The following is a 15,559-nucleotide window of genomic DNA, read 5'->3' on the forward strand; positions in this document are numbered from 1 at the left end:
TTACCTCCTACCGGAAAGCGCCATGTGCAAGGGCTGCATTACGAGGCGTCATCGCGGCTGCAATTTTTCAATACGTGGTTGCAGCGTTAGAAGAGCGGCTAACACGGACGGTAGGAGGCAACTTGTTGGCGAGGCGGTGTGCCTGATTCACCGCTTCGGCAACCAGTTGCCTCCTACCGGAAAGCGCCAGGTGCAAGGGCTGCATTACGAGGCGTCATCCCGGTTGCAGTTTTTCGATACGTGGTTGCAGCGGTAGAAGAGCGGCTAACACGGACGGGTAGGAGGCAACTTGTTGGCGAGGCGGTGTGCCTGATTCACCGTTTCGGCAACAAGTTACCTCCTACCGGGAGCTGCATCTCCATAGGGTTATGTGTTGTTTGAGAGAAAAGCCATGAGCAATAGTTTACTGACCACCCCCGGCAACGAAGTGGCGACACGTTTGCCGCTCCGGCAGGCATCCATCTATTTACTAAGCCGCATTGGCCAGGCGTTGCTGGTGCTGTGGGCGGCGTTCAGCGTGTCGTTTGTAATTTTGTACGCGCTACCCAGCGATCCGGTGAGCATCATGCTCAATCAACAGGGCGAACCTTCAGCCGTCGACCAATTGCAAGTCGATGCCTTGCGCGCTGAATACCATCTGGATCAGCCCTTGCCCGTGCAATACGGCATTGCCCTGTGGAAGGCGCTGCAGCTGGATTTCGGTCACTCGATACAGAGCGGCGAACCGGTTGTTCAGGCCTTGGCTCAGGCAATGCCAGCCACTGCCGCGTTGACCTTTCTGGCGCTGGGCCTTGCCTTGCTGGCGGGTATCGCGCTGGCGCTGACGGCCAATCTGGTCAAGCGCGACGGGTTGCGCAACGCGCTGCTGGGCATTCCTTCGGTGGCCGTGTCACTGCCTACATTCTGGATCGGATTGCTCTTGCTACAGGGCTTTTCGTTTTCGTGGCACTGGTTTCCGGCCATGGGCAATCAGGGCTTCAGTGCCTTGGTTTTGCCCGCGCTGACGCTCGCGATCCCTACGGCAGCGGTGATTGCCCAGGTACTGACGCGCTCGTTGCAGGCGGTGCGTGCGCAACCCTTTGTCGAAGTGCTGATTGCCAAAGGGCTCAGTCCGGGCCGCTTGCTGTTCGTGCATTTGCTGCATAACGCCGCCATTCCGCTGCTGAGTCTGTCCGGGGTGATCGTTGGCAATTTGCTGGCCGGTTCGGTGGTGACTGAAACGGTGTTCTCGCGTGAAGGTGTCGGGCGTCTTGCTCAAGGCGCCGTCAGCGGTCAGGACATCCCGCTAGTGCAAGGCGTGGTGGTGTTGGCAGCGTTGATTTTCATTAGCGTCAACTTGCTGGTGGACGTGCTGTACCCATTGCTTGATCCGCGTATTCAGGGAAGGAGCGGCAAATGAGCAGCGTACTCAACGACGATCTGGCTCTGAACAGCCTATCCAGTGCGCCGGTCAGCAAACCGCACTGGAGCCGAACACTCGCTGCGCTGTTGCGCAGCAGGCCGTTACTGCCCTTGGGTATTGCGGTGCTGTTAACCGTGTTGGCCTGTGCGCTGTGGCCGACTGCGTTCAGCCATTACGACCCCTTGCTGGGCGTACCCAGCGAAGCGTTGCAAAGCCCAAGTACCCGACACTGGTTTGGTACCGACCAACTGGGCCGTGACCTGTACAGCCGAGCGGTGCACGGCTCGGCGATTTCGTTGCAGGCCACGGCGCTGGCTGTGGCGATCGCCTTGCTGGTGGGCATCCTCCTGGGCGTCATCGCCGGTTACTTCGGCGGTCTGGTGGATGCGTTTCTGATGCGCGGGGTGGAAGTGCTGATGGCGATTCCGTCGTTGTTACTGGCGATGGCAATCATCACGGTGCTGGGCTTTGGCACCCTGAACATTGCCCTGGCGGTGGGACTGTCGTCCGTAGCGACCTTCGCCCGATTGGTGCGCGGCGAAGTGTTGCGTTGGCGTACCTCGGTGTTTGTCGAAGCGGCTGTCTCCTGTGGTGTGGGGCCATGGACGATCATCCGTCGGCACATTCTGGTGCACGCCGCAGGCCCGGTGCTGGCGTTAGCTGCACTGGAGTTCGGCAGCGCAGTGCTGGCCGTTTCTGCCTTGAGCTTCCTCGGTTTTGGCGCACCTCCGCCGCAACCGGAGTGGGGGCTACTGATTTCGGAAGGACGCAATTACATGGTCGCGGCCTGGTGGTACACAACGTTGCCGGGGCTGGTGGTTGCGTCGGTGGTGCTGGCGGCCAATCAGCTCGCGCGCGCGGTGCAGGATCTACAGGGAAACAAGTCATGAGTACCGCAAACGCTGTTTTACAGGTCAGCGACCTGAGCATTGGTTATCAGACCCGTGAAGGCCGGGTGGATGGCGTCAGTCAGATCAGCTTCGCCCTGTACCCCGGCGAGATTTTGGCTGTGGTGGGTGAGTCCGGCTCCGGCAAGTCCACCACGGCGGCGGCATTGGTCGGCTTGTTGGCGGGCAATGGCCGGATCGAATCCGGGAGCATTTTGCTTAACGGTACGGAGCAGGTCGCCGCCAGCGAAAGGCAATGGCGAAACTTGCGCGGCAATGTGCTGGGCTTTGTGCCGCAGGACCCGGGTCTGTCGCTGGACCCTGTCAAGCGCATTGGCGCTCAGTTGCAGGAAGCCATGACGATTCACGGCGTGCCGAGGGCCGCTGCCAGGCTGCGTACCACCCGATTGCTGGAAGAGGTCGGCCTGAAGAACGTCGAGCGAGTGCAGCGCAGCTTCCCGCATCAGCTGTCCGGGGGCATGCGTCAGCGGGTATTGATCGCAATCGCGCTGGCGAACAATCCGGCGCTGATCATTGCCGACGAGCCCACCAGTGCGTTGGATGTGGGGGTGCAGCGGCAGATTCTCGACCGTTTGCAGGAGTTGGCCCGAGAGCGCGGCACAGCGGTGCTGCTGATCACCCATGATCTGGGGGTTGCGCTGGATCGGGCCGACCGGGTGTTGGTGATGTACCGTGGCCGCGTCGTCGAAAGCGGTGATACCCGGCAGATGTTCCAGCGACCGCAGCACGCTTACACCCGACAATTGCTGAAAACCGTTCCGGTGCTGTCGGCTGCGGCTCTGCCGGTGGTGTCCGAACGCCGCCGTGCGGCTTTCGACAACGAGCGGCCATTGCTGGTGGTCGAGCGGTTGGGCAAGGATTTTTCCAGCTGGCGTAATCCGGGTTTGCCGGCCGTGGATGATGTGTCGTTTACGCTGTTGCGCCGGGGTACCACCAGCCTGGTGGGGGAGTCGGGATCGGGTAAATCCACCACGGCTCGATTGATCCTTGGCCTGGAAAAACTGGACAGCGGGCGTGTGCTGTTCGACGGTGCAGAAATCAGCCAATACACACGCCGCGACTGGCAGGCGTTGCGTCGCAGGATTCAGGTGGTTTATCAGAACCCTTATGCGTCGCTGGACCCCGGTTTTACCCTGGAGCAAATCATCACCGAGCCGTTGCAGGCCTATGCCATCGGCGACAAAGCCTGGCGTTCTGCCCGTGCTGCGCAACTGCTGGAGCAGGTTGAGTTGCCGTCCCGTTTATTGCATTGCCGACCGGGGCAGCTTTCCGGTGGTCAACGCCAGCGTGTCGCCATCGCTCGTGCGCTGGCCCTTGAGCCGGAACTGGTGGTGCTGGACGAGCCGCTTTCGGCGCTGGATGCCTCGGTGCAGACGCAGATACTGGCGCTGCTGGCTGATCTGCAGCAGCGACTAGGTTTGAGTTACCTGTTCATTTCCCATGATCTGGCGGTGGTGCGGCAGATCTCCGATCAGGTGGTAGTGATGCAGTCAGGCAAGGTGGTGGAGCGCGGCGATACCGAGCAGGTGTTCGAATCACCGGCCCATCCCTACACCCGTGGTTTACTCGCGGATGTACCCGGCAGGCGTTATCTGGACCTGCTCGACGAGTTTTCCCGGGCTCTTGTGCTGCGCCGGATCGCGATTTGAGCGAAGGCGGTATTGGCTGTGATGAGTCTTTGTGGGAGCCGAGCTTGCTCGCGATGCAGTCTCCGCGGTCTATCAGACAAACCGCGCTGTCCCTCTCGCGAACAAGTTCGCTCCTACCAGTGGTTCATCCCGCTCCTACCGCTGGGGCATTCCGCGGAATTTGAGGTTTCTTTCAGTGCTGTGAGCAGCCCACGTTATGCTCCCGATGCATATTCTTAGCCGAAAGCGTTCGTTCGGATTTATGAAGTTTTAGATTAGCGTAGTGGCCCTTGGTAAGCCTCACAGAATCAATCTGTGAGCTGCTCACAGATTGGATTGAGCCGCTAGATGACTACTCCCGCCACGCCGTTTGCCAGACCCGAGGTCGCCAGTTTTGGCGATGATGCCTACGGCCGCATCCGTCGCGACATTCTTTCCTGCCGGTTAATGCCGGGCATGAAAATCACCGAGCCTGACCTGATGGCGGACTACGGCATCGGTAAAAGCAGTTGCCGCATCGCGCTGACCCGTTTGTGCCACGAAAACCTGCTGCGCTCGATTCCGCGCAAGGGTTATCAGGTCGCGCCGATCACCTTGAAAGACGTCGAAGAAATCTTCGCCCTGCGGGTACAACTCGAACCCATGGCCGCACGACTGGCGGTCGGGCGCGTTGATCTTGAGCATCTACGGGCTCTCGAAGCAGCTTGCCGGGTTCGCCATCTGGTGCCGCTGTCGGAGCAGATTGACGTGTTTATGGACGCTAACAAGGCGTTCCACATGGCGATCATCGAAGCCTCGGGCAATGAACGACTGGTGCGTACTTTGTCCGGCCTGATGGATGAAATGACCCGTCTGGTGGCGCTGGGTTTCAACGTGCAAGGCACCAAACCCGAGATCAAGCACGATCACAACGCCATGATCAACGCCTTCGAAGAAGGCGATGGCAAGCGGGCCGAACTGATTGCCCGCCGTCACATCGAAACCTTTCAGGCCATGACGCTGGAGAAGGTTTACGACAGCCTCAGCGAATCCGGCGCATCGCTACCGATGCTTGCCGCGAGGTTTGCCCGATGACCGCGCAGGCCGTTTTTCCGCTCACGGCTCCGGCGCTGAGCCTGCAAGGCATCTCCAAATACTTTGGCGAGCTGGAAGTGCTACGCGATATCTCGGTACAAGTCGCTCAGGGCGAAATTCTTGCCTTGTTGGGCACCTCCGGCTGCGGCAAAAGCACGCTGTTGAATATCCTGTCCGGTCTGCTCAAGGCTGATCAGGGCAGCCTGCAACTGGAAGGCATGGCCGCCGAAGATTTCGACGGCTGGCGCCGCGTCGCCTACATGTTCCAGGAAGATCGCTTGCTGCCTTGGCGCACTGTGCGCAGCAACGTTGCTTTTGGCCTGGAAGGATCGGGTCTGAACAAGGCCGAGCGCCTGGCTCGTGCCGACGCCGCGCTGAAACTGGTGGAGCTGGAGGCGTTCGCCAAGGCCTGGCCACATCAGCTGTCGGGCGGGATGCGCAGTCGCGTGGCACTGGCGCGCAGCCTGGTGGTGGAGCCCAGTGTGTTGTTGATGGACGAGCCGTTTTCCAAGCTCGATCCGCAAACCCGCAGCCAGATGCATGATGAATTGCTGCACCTGCAAGCGCTCAAGGGCATGACCATCGTCTTTGTCACCCACGACGTGGAAGAAGCCGTGGTGCTGGCCGATCGCGTGGTGGTTCTGGAGCCGAGACCCGGCCGGGTACGGGACATCGTTGCGATTGACTTGCAGCGTCCACGCACACCGACCGCCGCTGACGTCAGCGAGCAGGTTCGTCAACTGCGGTTGAAGTTATGAACAGCATGCTTGCCAACCGGTTCGTGATTCTTTTTGCCCAGCGTTTGCTGTTAGTGGCGGTGTTTGCTGTCGCCTGGTGGTATGCCGCCGGACGCGTTCCATCCTTCGTGTTGCCTGGACCGGAAAAGGTCTTCACCGCACTGAATACGCTCTGGCACAGCGCGACCTTCGCTCATGATCTGGGCGCGACTATGGGCCGGGTGTTCAGTGGTTTTGCTCTGGCGGCACTGATCGGTACGCCGCTTGGACTGGCTTTGGGTTCAAGCCGCACCCTGGCGCAATTCTTTGAGCCAATACTTGCGGTGTTCAACACGGTTTCTTCAGCGATCTGGGCGATTTTCGCGATTATCTGGTTCGGCATTTCCGATGCCACCACCGTGTTTGTGGTGTTCATGACGTCAATGCCGTTGATCCTGACCAATGTCTGGCAGGGCGCGCAGACCGTGGAGCGCCAGCACATCGATCTGGCGCGCTCATTTCGCATGTCCCGCGGCCAGATCCTGCTCAAGATCTACTTGCCGACCATCCTCCCGTATTTCTTTTCCGGTGCCCGCCTGGCGTTCGGTTTCGGCTGGCGAGTGTCGCTGGTCGCGGAGACCCTCGGCGCGTCCGACGGTATCGGTTACCGCCTGCGTCAGGCGGCTGATCTGGTGCAGAGCGATCAAGTGTTCGCCTGGACCATCTTGCTGGTCACGTTGATGTTGCTGCTTGAGGCGGGTGTGCTCAAGCCCCTCGAACGGCGTTTGTTTCGCTGGAAAACCTCCAATCAATAACCCTTTGAATTATTCCTTCAGGAGCTGCACCCATGCGCAAGCTTTTTGCCGCCGCAGCGTTGGCGACGACTGTTTTTGTTTCTATCTCCAGCCAGGCGGCCGAAGCCGTCCGCATTGGTTACTGGACCAGCGGAGTCAGCCTGGGCTATGGCTCGGTGCTTGAAGCCAAGGACTTTCTGGCCAAGCGCGGTATCGAGGCGACCTTTGTGCATTTTCCGGATGTAAATGCGCCGATCCGCGCACTGGCGGCTGGCTCCATTGACCTGGCATTTGGCGCACCGGTGGCAGGCGTGTTCAGTGCCGCCGCCGAAGGCGTGCCGATCAGAATCTTTGCCGCCACTCAGCCGGCTGATGTGCAGTTTGTGGTGGCTGCCGATTCGCCGATCAAGTCGGTGGCCGAGTTCAAGGGCAAGAAGATCGGCATGTCGCCCACCGGCTCTTCGGTGGCGGTGATCGCTGGCACGGTATTGGCGGGTAACTACGGCATTCAGCCCACGGACTTCTCGCTGATTGGTGGCAACGAATCGCGACTGGCGCAGTTCCTTGCACAAGAGCAGGTGGATGGTGCGGCCTTGCGTTCGTTGACCATCGACCAACTGGATGACGAACTGAAGGTTAAACGTCTGGGCAGCTTCGCGGATGAGTGGAAGAAGCTGACCAAAACCGATGCCGTGCCGTACATCGGTGTTGGCGCAGTGAACGCCAAACTGGTGGATGAGCACCCGGAGACAGTGGCCAAAGTCATTGCTGCATTGCGCGACACCTTGGCCTGGGGCGCGAGCCACCATGACGAAGTGGTCGGCATTCTGGAAAAGAGCGCCAACCTGCCCACCAGGGACGCCAGGGTTTACGTCGGCCTGTGGAATGCCATGAACCGCGTGTCCTTCGAGCCTGCCGACATCGAGACCCTGAAGTTGCAGCACAAAGTCTTTATTGAAGGCGGTCTGGTCAAGGGCGCGCTCAAGGATGACCTGTTCGCTACCAAGCCTTACGCCGAATCAAAAAACCTCAAGTAATCCATCCCCGATTGATCACCAACTCAGGAGAAATCCCCAGTGAGTAAAACCATGAAAGCCCTGGTACTCGATGCACACGGCGACCTTGACCGTCTGCGTGTGGTACGCGACAAGCCGGTACCGGCAGTCACCCAGGGTCACGTCGTGATCCGTGTTGGCGCGTCTTCTTTCAACTACCACGATGTGTTTACCGTCAAAGGCATGCCGGGCATCAAGGTGCCGCTGCCGGTGGTGATCGGCCTCGATCTGGCGGGCACCATTACTGAACTGGGCGAGGGCGTCAGCGGCTGGAACGTCGGCGACCGTGTACTGGTCAACCCGTTGAAACCCGATGTCGGCCTGATGGGCGAAATGGTTGACGGCGGCATGGCTGAGTATGCGCTGGTGGATGCCCGTCAGTTGATCAGCCTGCCGTCGGCAGTGAGCTTCGAGCAGGCCGCGGCGTTGCCGGTGGCTTATGGCACCGCGCACCGCATGTTGATCACTCACAACACCGTCAAACCTGGCGACCGGGTGTTGATTCTGGGCGCCAGCGGCGGTGTGGGCACGGCCAGTGTGATTCTTGCCAAACTACTTGGCGCGGAGGTGATCGCTTGTGCGGGCAGTGACGCCAAGGGCGAGCGGCTCAAGGAAATCGGCGCCGATCACGTGCTCAATTATCGCGAGACCGATTTCTCCAAGTGGGCGATTGCCCAGTATGGCAAGCCGCAACGCCGCACCCATGAAGGCGGCGTGGATGTAGTGATCAACTTCACCGGCGGCGACACCTGGGTGCCATCGCTCAAATGCCTGAAGCGCGGCGGCACCTTGCTGGTCTGTGGCGCGACTGCGGGTCACGATCCGGCCGAGGATTTGCGTTACGTGTGGAGCTTCGAGCTGAACATCAAGGGCTCCAACAGCTTCTACGAGGAAAACCTTGTGGGCCTGCTGGACCTGATTGCCGAAGGCAAGATCGATCCGCTGATCGACCGTGTCCTGCCGTTGGAACAGGCCGCCGAAGGCCTGGCCCTGATCCGCGACCGTGAAGTGTTGGGCAAGGTTGTCGTCACGCCGTAAGCCCTTTTTAACCTGTTAACGCTGTACCGCTGCCGGAGTTTTGCATTCGGCGGCACGGGCTCTGCACGTTCAATTCAGCGACTAAACCGAATTGAGATGCATTTTTTCTGTAGGAGCGCACGAGCACCGCGAGGCCGCGATGGCGGTGGCTCAGGCAGAACGCTATCGCTGCCTCGGTGCTCGTGAGCTCCTACCAAACTCAACAACCAGGAAATTGAACATGACCGATACATTGCCAACTGCAGCTGACATTCAGGCCCGCTTGCTCAAAGGGCCTTACCACCAATGGCTGGGCCTTGAAGTGATCGAGGTGGGTGAGGGCAGCATCGAGCTCACCGCCAAATGGCGCGAAGAGTGGGTGGTCAACATCGAAGGTGGCTATACCCACGGCGGCATTCTCGCGGCACTGGTTGACCTGACTGCCGACTGGGCGCTGGTCTCGAAAACCGGCAAGGGCGTGCCTACCGTTGACTTGCGCGTTGACTACCATCGTGCGGCGAAAGGTGATTTGCGCGCCACTGGCCGGGTGATCAAGTTCGGCAAGCAGTTCTCGGTGGCCGAAGCGCAGGTATTCGATGCCGAGGGACATCTGGTCGCCAGTGGCCGTGGTCTTTATTCGACTCCTGCTGCCAAGGCCTGATCATGCAAACCGCTCTGGATCATCTGGTCATCAATACTCGTTTCGAGACCGACACCGCAGCTCAAGTGTTCGCTGCGCTGGGTTTCACCCTCACGCCGCGTGGTTATCACTCGCTGGGTTCTCTCAATCATTTGATGATGTTCCCGGGCGGTTACCTTGAACTCATCGGCCTGCCGCTGGGCACGCGCAAGTTACGCCAGGAGGTGCTGGACAGCCCTTTGGGCATTGACGGTCTGGTGCTGAGCACCCGTAACGCCCATGCCACGCACAGCGAACTGGTCAGCGCCGGTTTTCTGGTGCAGCCGGTGCAGCGCTTCTCCCGCGCCGTGGAGCATCAGGGGCGGGAGTTGACGGCGCGTTTCACCACCGTGCGGCTGCAAGCCAACCAGTTTGCCGCCGGGCGGGTTTACTACTGCCATCACGAAACCCCCGAGTTGGTCTGGCAGCCGCAGTGGCTGACGCATGCCAATGGTGTCAGCGCGATCGTCAAATTGACGGTGCTCAGCGCAGATCCGGAAGAAGCACGCGAGCGCTACGCCGCATTGGGGCAACTGGGCGATGGCTTTGCGCTGGACATTCTTGATCAAGCCACTCTTGAGCAGCGGTTCGGTGCGTCCGCCAGTCAATTGAGCCAACGGGGCGAGCGCTTTGCGGCGATTACCCTGCGTTGCGCTGATCCTGCCGAACTGGCGCGCCTGGCCGAGCAGGCCGGTTTGCCCTATCGGCTAGAAGCGGAGCGTGTACTGATCGAGATCGGTGAGTTCGAAACCCTGCTGGAGTTTGTCTCGTGATCGACGGCATTAAAAACCTCGGCCGGTTGATAGACCGCCAGGCTGACCGGGAGAGGGTGGCGTTTGTTGGAATAGACGATACAGCCTCGACCGGTAGGAGCGAACTTGTTTGCGAGGCGGCGCGCCTGACACAACGCCTCGCGAACAAGTTCGCTCCTACCGGGAGGGTGGCTGCAGAAAGAGTCATCACCTACGGCGAACTCGATGACCTTGCCGATGGCGTTGCCCGTGCGTTGGCCGCACGAGACTTCGTTCAGGGTGATCGGGTCGCCGTGTTGGGCGCTAACTCCGTGGAATACCTGGCGGTGGTGCTGGGCATCATGCGTGCTGGGCTGGTAGCGGTGCCGGTCAATTACAAATTCCCTGATGCCACGGTGCATTACGTGATTGCCGACAGCGGTGCACGGTTGCTGTTTTGTGATCCACGTCGTTTGTCGTCAGCACCCGTCGGGCTTGAGCGCATCGAGTTGAGTAGCGAGGGGCTTCATGCTTTCGCCAATCCGGGCCCGTACGAGGCATTTACGCCCCTGGCAGATGAACCCGCGCTTATCCTTTATACCTCGGGCTCCACCGGCAAACCCAAGGGCGTGGTGCTCAGCCATGCAGCGCATTTGTGGGTGGTGCGAACCCGTTTGCAGGCGACCCGCCTGGCCGACGAAAAACCACTGATTGCCGCACCGTTCTATCACATGAATGCCTTGGCGCTGGCCTTCCTCAGCCTGGCCTCTCACACGACAACAGTATTGCTGCCGCAGTTTACTGCGGCGGGTTACATCGCTGCGATTCAGCGCCACCGCTGCACCTGGTTGACCGCCGTGCCGCCGATGATCGCCATGATGCTCAGTGAGAAGACCTTGCTGGCTGAGGCTGACCTGTCGCCGGTGCGGGTCGTGCGCATGGGCTCGGCACCGGTAAGCGCAAGCCTGCTGGAGCAAATCCACCGCCTGTTGCCCGAGGCAAAAGTCATCAATGCCTATGGCACCACCGAAGGCGGGCCGGTGGTCTTTGCGCCGCATCCGGCTGGCTTACCCACCCCAGCGATGTCTCTGGGCTGTGCTCACCCCAAAGTACAGGTGCGATTGCGCGATGAAGCCGGTGCGCTCGGTGATCAGGGCGTACTGGAACTGAGCAGTCCCGGCTTGATGAGCGGATACCACAATCGCCCGGACCTGCCGCTGCCTTTTACCGCTGACGGTTATTACATCACCGGCGATGTTTTCGCCCGCGACTCGCAAGGTTTCTACACCTTCATCGGCCGCCGTGACGACATGTTTGTCAGTGGCGGGGAGAACATTTACCCCGGTGAAATCGAGAAATTGCTGGAGCGTCATCCCGCGGTACAGCAGGCCTGCGTCGTGCCGGTGGAAGACGCCATCAAAGGCCACAAACCCGTGGCCTTTGTGGTCCTGCGCGAAGGTTTTAACGCCAGTGAAGATCAGCTCAAACGCTTTGTGCTGGAGCACGCCGCTGCTTACCAGCATCCGCGACGGGTCTGGTTCCTTGCCGTATTGCCACTCGCCACGACTAACAAGATCGACCGTCGCGCCCTGATTGATCAGGCGCAATCAGTTTTGACTCCATAAGGACCGCTCATGACCTTTGCAAAGTTGTTGCTGCCGCTGTCTGTACCCTTGATGTTCGCCGCCACCCAGGCCTGGGCGCTGGATGATGTAACCGTGGCGCTGGCGATTCCGCCCGCCGTGCATGACGGCGCGGCCTACGCCGCCGCTGAAGAACTGGGCCTGTTCAAAGAGCAGGGGCTGAAGGTCAACGTGGTGGTGTTTCAGGGGGCGGGTGCCTTGCTGCCTCAGTTGGCAAGCAAGCGCGTGACCTTTGGTTTTCCGGTCGCCGAGCCGATTATCTCCAGCTACTTCAACGGTAAAGACCCGTTGCCGGTGCGCTACTTCTATAACGGCGTGCCGAGCCAGACCATGGAGTACGCGGTGTTGGCGGACTCGCCGATCAAGTCCCTGGCCGATCTGAAAGGTAAGCAGATCGGCGTGGGAGCTTTGACTTGGGGCACCTTGCCCAACAGCCGCGCCGCGTTGCGAATTGCTGGGCTGGAGCCGGGTAAGAACGTCGAGTTTGTTGCAGTTGGCGCATTGGGTGCGGGCTTTCAGGCGCTGAAAACCGGACGTGTCGATGCGCTCAATTTCAACAGCAGTTGGGATGACATGCTGGAGCTGTCCGGTACGCCGATTCGCCGGATTGCCTACCCACCGGTTTTTCAGGAAAACCCCGGCAATGGCTTCGTCGCCCATGTGGACACGTTCAAGGAAAATCCGGACCTGATCCGTCGTTTTGGCCGTGCTTATACCCAGGGGCAACTGGTCTGTGAGGCTAACCCGACGTATTGCGTGCAGGCGTTCTGGCGCCAACATCCGGAAAGCAAACCGGCTGACGCCGACGGCAAAGGTTTGGCCGATGCCCGCGAGCTGCTGGTTCGCCGTTTGCGCAACACCTTGCATCACCCGGATGGCAGCGCCCGCGTGCCGGGTGAATACAACCTGCAGATCATCAAGGATGCGATTGCAGCCATGGCGAAAACCGGGGAGTTCCCGACCGCCGATGTGCCGGTAGACACGATTTTCTCCAACGAATTTGTTCCCGCCTTTAGTGAGTTCGACCGCGCCGCATTGCTCAAGCGTGCTGAGGAGGCGCAATGAGTGTGCAGTACTGGATTGACGCTGATGAAGGGCTGATCGACCAGCCCCGGCACATCCGTTTCACCGGGCTGGCAGCGGGCGAAGCGAAGTTGCGCGCATGGATGGACGGTGCTGACGGCAGCCGCTGGGAGAGTCAGGCGCAATTTCTGATCGGCGCACAGGGTGAGCTTGATCTGACCAGAGACGCACCGTTCGCCGGCGACTGGTCAAGCGCCGATGCCATGGGATTGGTGTGGTCGATGCGACAGGTTGCGCCGCCAGTCACCGTACCTCTTCAGGAAAGTCTCGCGGCGCAGCGTGTTCAATTGCAATTGACCGATGCTCAGGGCCAGCAAGTTAACACGGGGTTTACACAGCACTATCTGGCACCTGGCGTGCAACGCAGCGAGATCAGGGAGGGCGGAATCAGCGCCACGCTGTTTCAACCCGCCGGTGATCAGCCTCGTGCGGCCGTGGTGGTGCTCAATGGTTCTGGCGGCGGCACACCGGAGCAGCGTGCTGCGCTCTATGCCGCTCACGGCTATACCGCGTTGGCGCTGGGCTATTTCAAGGCGCGAAATCGCCCTGAACACATCAGCGATACGCCGCTGGAATATTTTCAGCAGACGCTGGAGTGGGTGGCTGCCACGCTCAAGCCCAGGAACGGCTTTATCGCTGTCGCAGGTTTGTCCCGTGGCGGCGAACTGGCGCTGCTGTTGGGGGCGCGCTTTCCGGCATTGGTCAGCGCTGTCATTGGTTACGTACCCAGTTCGGTGGTACATGGCACCTTGCGCGCCGGTCGACCGGATCAACCCCGGGACGCCGATGCCTGGACCTGGCAAGGGCAGCCGCTGGTCAATGTCTGGCAGGGCAACCCGCTGGTGGACTGGCGTCCGTTCGATGTGTGGCTGAGCCTGCGGGCGCGCCGATTCGTCAGGCACCTGCCTTTGTGGCGGTGCAACAGGATGCGCCGTCGGTGGCGCGGGCGCGTATCCCGGTGGAGAACATCAACGGTCCGCTGTTGCTGATCTCGGGTGACGATGACGGTTTCTGGCCTTCGACGGCCTATTGCGCAGAAATCGAATCGGACCTGAAGGCGCGTGGTCATGCCTGGCCGGTGGAGCACGTGCTGAATCAGGGCGCCGGACATGCCATCGGTTTTCCGTATGTGCCCACCACGGTCATTGCGCGTCTGCATCCGGTGGCCAAGGTGTTGATCAGCGGCGGCGGTACGCCTGCGGCCAACGCGCTGGCCAACCAGCACAGCTGGAGCAGGGTGTTGAGCTTTCTTGAGCAGGCTGTTGCGGCGAAAGGCTTTCTGCAATGAGCGCCACGATGAGAGCCGCGCTGAGTTTGCAAAAGGTAGGGCTTACCTACGAAACCCGTCGTGGCCATATTCAGGCGTTGAGCAATATCGACCTGAAGGTTGCCGAGGGTGAGTTCGTTGCATTGTTGGGGCCGTCCGGCTGTGGCAAGTCCACGTTGCTGAAACTCGCGGCAGGTTTGTTGCCGGTCTCCAGCGGTCGCATCGAGCTGGCGGGCAATGAGGTGCAGGGGCCCAGTCGGCAAAGCGGGGTAGTGTTTCAGAAACCCAATATGCTGCCTTGGAAGTCAGTGCTGGATAACGTACTGCTGCCCGCGAAAACCCTGGGGCTGCCCATGGTCGAAGCGCGGCAGAGGGCGCTGCAGTTACTGGAGCTGGTGGGCCTGCAGGCATTTGCCAATGACTATCCTTTCGAACTGTCAGGTGGCATGCAGCAGCGAGTCGGTATTGCCCGAATGTTACTGCATGACCCGCGCATGCTGCTGATGGATGAGCCGTTTGCCGCGCTGGATGCCATGTCCCGGGAGGCATTGACCCTGGAGTTGCAGCGCATCTGGAGCTTGCATCGCAAGTCGGTGCTGTTCATTACTCACAGTATTCAGGAAGCCGTTTTCCTCGCTGACAGGGTGCTGGTGATGTCGCCGTCGCCGGGCACCATCATTGATGAACTGCCTATCCCGCTGCCCCGCCCAAGAACTCTCGATACCCTCAACGACCCGCAATTCACCGCGCTGTGTCATCACCTGCGGAGGCATTTCAGCCATGCGTAAATTAGTGCCGTTGTTGTATCCACTCACCAGTCTGGCAGTGCTGATTCTGCTCTGGGACCAGAGCGTACGCTGGCTGGGGATTTCCGATTATCTGCTGCCACCGCCTCTGGCGGTCTACCACGCGTTGGCCAACGGCTTCGCTGACGGGACTTTGTGGCCGCACATTGCGTCGACCGTCATCGAGACGTTGAGTGGTTATGTGCTCGGCTCGGTACTGGCCATTGTCCTCGGTGCAGTGCTGGCTGAATCGCGGACCTTCGAACGCTTTGTCTACCCGCTGCTGATCGGCCTGCAAGCCACGCCGAAAGTTGCGCTGGGGCCGATCATCCTGGTCTGGTTCGGCTTTGGCATCGCGTCAAAGATCGTCCTCGTGACTCTGGTGTGCTTCTTCCCGCTGTTCGTCAATACCGTGAATGGCATCCGCCGTACCGACCCTGAACTGCTGGACGCTTGCCGGGCGTTTTCGGCATCGCGGTTATATCTGCTGCTGCATGTGAAGTTCCCGGCTGCGGCGGGGGAAGTCTTCGCCGGTTTGCAGATCGGTATCTCGCTGGCGCTGATCGGCGCGGTCGTCGGCGAATTTCTCTCGTCGCAAAGCGGGCTGGGTTACCTGATCGCTTCAAGCTCAGTGAGCATGAACATGGCGACGATGTTCAGCGGCCTGATCCTGCTGGCGCTGATTGGCCTGTGCGGCGCGCAAAGCGTGCGGGCAATCCAGCGTCGCGTGATTTTCTGGGAGCCGGGTGCCGCCCGGCGACAACGTCAAGACTGAAT

The 15,559-nt window shown here is 60.2% G+C and carries 16 protein-coding genes; all 16 read left to right on the top strand.

Going from position 1 to position 15,559, the window contains the following annotated elements; genetic code table 11:
* Positions 1-391: 391 nt before the first annotated feature.
* The 16 genes from ACYASS_RS05760 (at position 392) to ACYASS_RS05835 (ending at position 15,557) form a co-directional block, all read left to right on the top strand.
* Positions 392-1,399, top strand: a complete 1,008-nt coding sequence (locus ACYASS_RS05760) for an ABC transporter permease (RefSeq protein WP_463585407.1) — start codon at positions 392-394, stop codon at positions 1,397-1,399.
* Positions 1,396-2,292 (top strand): ABC transporter permease, encoded by an 897-nt coding sequence (locus ACYASS_RS05765; RefSeq protein ID WP_463585408.1) that lies wholly within the window; start codon positions 1,396-1,398, stop codon positions 2,290-2,292. The genes ACYASS_RS05760 and ACYASS_RS05765 overlap by 4 nt, the downstream gene beginning before the upstream one ends.
* Positions 2,289-3,959 (top strand): dipeptide ABC transporter ATP-binding protein, encoded by a 1,671-nt coding sequence (locus tag ACYASS_RS05770; protein WP_463585409.1) that lies wholly within the window; start codon positions 2,289-2,291, stop codon positions 3,957-3,959. Before ACYASS_RS05765 ends, ACYASS_RS05770 begins: the two co-directional genes overlap by 4 nt.
* 327 nt (positions 3,960-4,286) lie before the next feature.
* Positions 4,287-5,012, top strand: a complete 726-nt coding sequence (locus tag ACYASS_RS05775) for a GntR family transcriptional regulator (RefSeq protein ID WP_463585410.1) — start codon at positions 4,287-4,289, stop codon at positions 5,010-5,012.
* A complete protein-coding gene (locus ACYASS_RS05780) occupies positions 5,009-5,770 on the top strand; it encodes an ABC transporter ATP-binding protein (protein WP_463585411.1) in 762 nt (253 codons plus the stop codon). Before ACYASS_RS05775 ends, ACYASS_RS05780 begins: the two co-directional genes overlap by 4 nt.
* The gene (locus tag ACYASS_RS05785) at positions 5,767-6,543 is read left to right on the top strand and encodes an ABC transporter permease (RefSeq protein WP_463585412.1); all 777 of its coding nucleotides are present in this window, start codon (positions 5,767-5,769) and stop codon (positions 6,541-6,543) included. Before ACYASS_RS05780 ends, ACYASS_RS05785 begins: the two co-directional genes overlap by 4 nt.
* Before the next feature lie 32 nt (positions 6,544-6,575).
* Positions 6,576-7,559 carry an ABC transporter substrate-binding protein gene (locus ACYASS_RS05790; RefSeq protein WP_463585413.1) on the top strand — a complete coding sequence of 328 codons (984 nt, stop codon included), beginning with the start codon at positions 6,576-6,578 and terminating at the stop codon, positions 7,557-7,559.
* 39 nt (positions 7,560-7,598) lie between these two features.
* Positions 7,599-8,615: a zinc-binding dehydrogenase gene (locus ACYASS_RS05795; protein WP_463585414.1), complete on the top strand. Its 1,017-nt coding sequence runs from the start codon at positions 7,599-7,601 to the stop codon at positions 8,613-8,615.
* 220 nt (positions 8,616-8,835) lie between these two features.
* Entirely contained in the window at positions 8,836-9,255 is a 420-nt protein-coding gene (locus ACYASS_RS05800; protein WP_463585415.1) for a PaaI family thioesterase, read from the top strand.
* Positions 9,256-9,257: 2 nt separating this feature from the next.
* The gene (locus tag ACYASS_RS05805; protein WP_463585416.1) at positions 9,258-10,046 is read left to right on the top strand and encodes a VOC family protein; all 789 of its coding nucleotides are present in this window, start codon (positions 9,258-9,260) and stop codon (positions 10,044-10,046) included.
* The gene (locus ACYASS_RS05810) at positions 10,043-11,629 is read left to right on the top strand and encodes a class I adenylate-forming enzyme family protein (RefSeq protein WP_463585417.1); all 1,587 of its coding nucleotides are present in this window, start codon (positions 10,043-10,045) and stop codon (positions 11,627-11,629) included. The genes ACYASS_RS05805 and ACYASS_RS05810 overlap by 4 nt, the downstream gene beginning before the upstream one ends.
* Before the next feature lie 9 nt (positions 11,630-11,638).
* Positions 11,639-12,712, top strand: coding sequence for an ABC transporter substrate-binding protein (locus ACYASS_RS05815; protein WP_463585418.1), 1,074 nt, complete (start codon positions 11,639-11,641; stop codon positions 12,710-12,712).
* Entirely contained in the window at positions 12,709-13,719 is a 1,011-nt protein-coding gene (locus ACYASS_RS05820; protein ID WP_463585419.1) for an acyl-CoA thioesterase/BAAT N-terminal domain-containing protein, read from the top strand. The genes ACYASS_RS05815 and ACYASS_RS05820 overlap by 4 nt, the downstream gene beginning before the upstream one ends.
* Positions 13,668-14,018: an acyl-CoA thioester hydrolase/BAAT C-terminal domain-containing protein gene (locus ACYASS_RS05825; protein ID WP_463585420.1), complete on the top strand. Its 351-nt coding sequence runs from the start codon at positions 13,668-13,670 to the stop codon at positions 14,016-14,018. The genes ACYASS_RS05820 and ACYASS_RS05825 overlap by 52 nt, the downstream gene beginning before the upstream one ends.
* The gene (locus tag ACYASS_RS05830) at positions 14,015-14,785 is read left to right on the top strand and encodes an ABC transporter ATP-binding protein (RefSeq protein ID WP_463585421.1); all 771 of its coding nucleotides are present in this window, start codon (positions 14,015-14,017) and stop codon (positions 14,783-14,785) included. Before ACYASS_RS05825 ends, ACYASS_RS05830 begins: the two co-directional genes overlap by 4 nt.
* Positions 14,778-15,557, top strand: a complete 780-nt coding sequence (locus tag ACYASS_RS05835; RefSeq protein ID WP_463585422.1) for an ABC transporter permease — start codon at positions 14,778-14,780, stop codon at positions 15,555-15,557. The genes ACYASS_RS05830 and ACYASS_RS05835 overlap by 8 nt, the downstream gene beginning before the upstream one ends.
* Positions 15,558-15,559: the final 2 nt, after the last annotated feature.

The sequence above is a fragment of the Pseudomonas sp. HP_14 genome, from assembly GCF_055283875.1.

Excerpts from the sequence above, each read along its gene's own strand:
- ACYASS_RS05760 (WP_463585407.1), top strand. The coding sequence starts at position 392 with ATGAGCAATAGTTTACTGACCACCCCCGGCAACGAAGTGGCGACACGT.
- ACYASS_RS05765 (WP_463585408.1), top strand. The coding sequence starts at position 1,396 with ATGAGCAGCGTACTCAACGACGATCTGGCTCTGAACAGCCTATCCAGT.
- ACYASS_RS05770 (WP_463585409.1), top strand. The coding sequence starts at position 2,289 with ATGAGTACCGCAAACGCTGTTTTACAGGTCAGCGACCTGAGCATTGGT.
- ACYASS_RS05775 (WP_463585410.1), top strand. The coding sequence starts at position 4,287 with ATGACTACTCCCGCCACGCCGTTTGCCAGACCCGAGGTCGCCAGTTTT.
- ACYASS_RS05780 (WP_463585411.1), top strand. The coding sequence starts at position 5,009 with ATGACCGCGCAGGCCGTTTTTCCGCTCACGGCTCCGGCGCTGAGCCTG.
- ACYASS_RS05785 (WP_463585412.1), top strand. The coding sequence starts at position 5,767 with ATGAACAGCATGCTTGCCAACCGGTTCGTGATTCTTTTTGCCCAGCGT.
- ACYASS_RS05790 (WP_463585413.1), top strand. The coding sequence starts at position 6,576 with ATGCGCAAGCTTTTTGCCGCCGCAGCGTTGGCGACGACTGTTTTTGTT.
- ACYASS_RS05800 (WP_463585415.1), top strand. The coding sequence starts at position 8,836 with ATGACCGATACATTGCCAACTGCAGCTGACATTCAGGCCCGCTTGCTC.
- ACYASS_RS05805 (WP_463585416.1), top strand. The coding sequence starts at position 9,258 with ATGCAAACCGCTCTGGATCATCTGGTCATCAATACTCGTTTCGAGACC.
- ACYASS_RS05815 (WP_463585418.1), top strand. The coding sequence starts at position 11,639 with ATGACCTTTGCAAAGTTGTTGCTGCCGCTGTCTGTACCCTTGATGTTC.
- ACYASS_RS05820 (WP_463585419.1), top strand. The coding sequence starts at position 12,709 with ATGAGTGTGCAGTACTGGATTGACGCTGATGAAGGGCTGATCGACCAG.
- ACYASS_RS05830 (WP_463585421.1), top strand. The coding sequence starts at position 14,015 with ATGAGCGCCACGATGAGAGCCGCGCTGAGTTTGCAAAAGGTAGGGCTT.
- ACYASS_RS05835 (WP_463585422.1), top strand. The coding sequence starts at position 14,778 with ATGCGTAAATTAGTGCCGTTGTTGTATCCACTCACCAGTCTGGCAGTG.